Origin of the sequence: Candidatus Magnetaquicoccus inordinatus (genome assembly GCF_004217665.1) — a bacterium.
Lineage (GTDB): Bacteria > Pseudomonadota > Magnetococcia > Magnetococcales > Magnetaquicoccaceae > Magnetaquicoccus > Magnetaquicoccus inordinatus.
On sequence record NZ_RXIU01000300.1, the window covers coordinates 1 to 3205 of the forward strand.

Annotated in this window: 3 protein-coding genes; 2 read left to right on the forward strand and 1 reads right to left on the reverse strand. The window is 51.5% G+C overall.

Annotated features, from left to right (window positions below):
* The first annotated feature begins 358 nt into the window (after positions 1 to 358).
* Both clpS and clpA read left to right on the forward strand, forming a co-directional pair.
* Positions 359 to 679 (forward strand): ATP-dependent Clp protease adapter ClpS, encoded by a 321-nt coding sequence (clpS, locus tag EJP87_RS14900; protein ID WP_130472652.1) that lies wholly within the window; start codon positions 359 to 361, stop codon positions 677 to 679.
* Between the two features lie 12 nt (positions 680 to 691).
* Complete coding sequence (gene clpA, locus EJP87_RS14905) at positions 692 to 2989, forward strand: ATP-dependent Clp protease ATP-binding subunit ClpA (RefSeq protein WP_130472653.1); 2298 nt, start codon at positions 692 to 694, stop codon at positions 2987 to 2989.
* Here the strand turns inward: clpA and EJP87_RS18680 are convergent.
* Positions 2984 to 3205, reverse strand: a 222-nt coding sequence (locus EJP87_RS18680) for a hypothetical protein (protein ID WP_227657671.1), incomplete at its 5' end; no start/stop codon positions are given. The genes clpA and EJP87_RS18680 overlap by 6 nt on opposite strands.

Here is a 3205-nt window from a genome sequence, read left to right on the forward strand (position 1 = left end):
CGCATTTGAAAATCAGAAAATTATCAGGGAGGTCCAGGAGGAGATTATCTCCTCCTGGTGGGTGCAGGGCAAAGCCCTGCTGAAAATGTGCGGCGTTTCACAAAAGCGAATGCGCAAGCATTCGCGCACGCCGCACAGATTTGTGCCCCGCAGGGGCACTCTTTGGGAGGGCGGACACCCGACATGCACCGTTTTGCTTATGGCAACCGTAAGGAAATTGGCAAATGCGATTGCCCTGAAATGGGGTGACAAAGCGCTTTTCCTGTGGCTGTGAATCATGTTACATTGAAAAAAAAAGGTCTGGTCGGCTGCTTCCGACTGTTTTTAAGGAAACTTACTTATCAATTGGCTGTCTGCTATGTCTACACACGAACATGATCCTGCGCACGATGCGGAGTTGCTCCATGTGAGCGAACTGAAAAATCAAGAGCCGCCGATGTATAAGGTGCTGTTGTTGAATGATGATTTTACACCTATGGATTTTGTGGTCGAGTTGATTATAAAATTTTTCCAAAAATCCATGGAGGATTCGGTGAGTATCATGTTGAATGTGCATCATCATGGCAGTGGAATATGTGGTATTTATCCGCGGGATATTGCGGAGACAAAAGTGATGCAGGTCAATCGTTATGCCCGTGACCATTCTCATCCGTTATGCTGTCGGATGGAAAAGAGTTGAAAGAGAGAGCGGATGATCAGTCGACACCTTGAATTGACCCTGAATAAAGCGATACGCAGTGCTCAGTTGCGCCGCCATCAATATGCAACGGTAGAGCATCTGTTGCTGGCCTTGTTGGAAAATCCAGAGGCGACTGCGGTATTGCTGCAATGTGACTGTGATTTGGGTGCATTGGCCAATGATCTGGAGGCCCATTTAAGTGTGCATGTCCCTGCTCTGGAGCGCGGGGTTAGTCCTACAGAGGTCACCCCGACTATCGGTTTTCAACGGGTGATTCAACGCGCTGCCTACCAGGTGCAATCGGCAGGAAAAAATATGGTGACCGGGGCACATGTTCTGGTAGCCATTTTTGGTGAGAAGGAGTCGCATGCGGTCTTTTTTCTGGGACGACAAAATGTGAGTCGTCTGGATGTACAGACCGTGATTGCCCATGGTACACCGGCAGAGGGGGAGAGTATGCGCAGTGATGAACCCTCAGCCACGACAGAGGGTGCGCGCTCTACCGATGCCAACAAGGATCCTTTGGCGCTCTATACGTTGGATTTGAATGCGGAGGTGCGTCGTGGCGCCATTGATCCGTTGATTGGTCGGGAAGAAGAGATCCAACGGACTTTTCAAATCCTCTGTCGGAGACGGAAAAATAATCCGCTGTTTGTGGGTGAGGCGGGTGTGGGCAAGACCCATTTGGCGGAGGGTGTGGCCTTGAAGATTGTTGCCGGTGAGGTGCCCGAGCTGTTGCGTGAGAGCGTTGTCTACTCCTTGGATATGGGGTCGTTGTTGGCCGGTACCAAATTTCGTGGCGATTTTGAAGCCCGCTTGAAGAGTGTGTTGAAGGCGTTGCAAGAGCGTTCTGGTGCCATTTTGTTTATTGATGAGATTCATACGGTGATTGGTGCCGGAGCGACCAGCGGCGGGACAATGGATGCCTCCAATCTGCTCAAGCCGTTGTTGGCCAGTGGCCAGTTGCGCTGTATCGGTTCGACCACCTATGAAGAGTTTCGGGGAACCTTCGAGAAGGATAAGGCGCTGTCGCGGCGTTTTCAGAAAATTGAGGTGCCAGAACCCTCACTGGCGGAGACGGTAGAGATTTTGAAAGGGTTGAAGCTGCGCTACGAAGAGCACCATGGCATTCAATATACCTTGAATGCCATTCAGAGTGCGGCAGAGTTGTCGGCGCGGCATATTACCGATCGCAAGCATCCTGATTCGGCGATAGATGTGATGGATGAGGCGGGGGCAGCGATGCAGTTGTTGCCTGTGGAACAGCGCAAACCATTGGTCGATGTTATGGAGATTGAAACCATTGTCGCACGTATGGCCCGTATACCTTCCCATTCGGTCTCTCATGATGACCGAACTGTGCTTGAGCATCTGGAAAGCAATGTGCGACTCTCTCTGTTTGGTCAGGATGAGGCGGTGCAGCGGGTCTGTCGGTCGATTCGTTTGTCGCGGGCAGGATTGGGCAATCCAGAAAAGCCGGTGGGCTGTTTTCTGCTTTCCGGGCCGACCGGAGTGGGTAAAACCGAACTGGCCCGTCTTTTGGCCCGGGCGCTGGGAGTGGAGTTGTTGCGCTTTGATATGAGTGAATATATGGAGTCGCATACCGTTTCTCGTCTGATTGGGGCGCCTCCGGGATATGTGGGTTTTGATCAGGCAGGGTTGTTGACCGAGGCGGTCACCAAAAATCCACATGCCGTGCTGTTGCTTGATGAGGTGGAAAAGGCCCATCCTGATCTCTTTAACCTGCTATTGCAGGTGATGGATCATGGTATTTTGACCGACAATAATGGTCGGAAAGCCAATTTCCGCCATATCATTTTGATTATGACCACCAACGCCGGGGCACAAGATGTGGATCGGGCTTCGGTGGGCTTTGTGCTGCAAAATCATCAAGGGGATGAGATGAAAGAGATTCGGCGTCTGTTTTCGCCGGAATTTCGCAATCGTCTGGATGCCATTGTCCCCTTTGCACCTTTGGAGCGCTCTACCATCTTGCGGGTTGTGGATAAATTTTTAATCGCTTTGGAGGTGGATCTGGAGAAAAAACAGGTCAGCCTGCAGGTGGAGGAGAGTGCCCGCAACTGGTTGGCGCAGCAAGGTTATGACCGCAAAAATGGTGCCCGGCCTATGGAGCGTCTGATCAAAGAGAAGATTCGTCAGCCTTTGGCCGATGAACTGCTGTTTGGCGAGTTGCGACAAGGTGGGGGAGTGGTGGTAAGCGAAGTGGATGGCCAATTGCTGGTCACCACGCAAAAACCGCTCCATTTGGCCAAGGATCAGGAAGAGGCTGTTGCAGTTCACAGTTTATAACAAGATGCAGTTATCGATTGCGGGTGCATCCAGTTGATTGTTTTCTGAGCCACACTTTTTGAGGCGGCATTGGATTGTGCGACTGCTTGCAGACTGCCTGCCTTGCAGACGGACCGGGTAGTTGTTGTCGTCATCAGGTGATAAATAGTCTATCGATATGCTGCCCCAACCGGCAATCTCCAGGATAAAGCTGCTTGCCGCAGGTAGCGCACATTG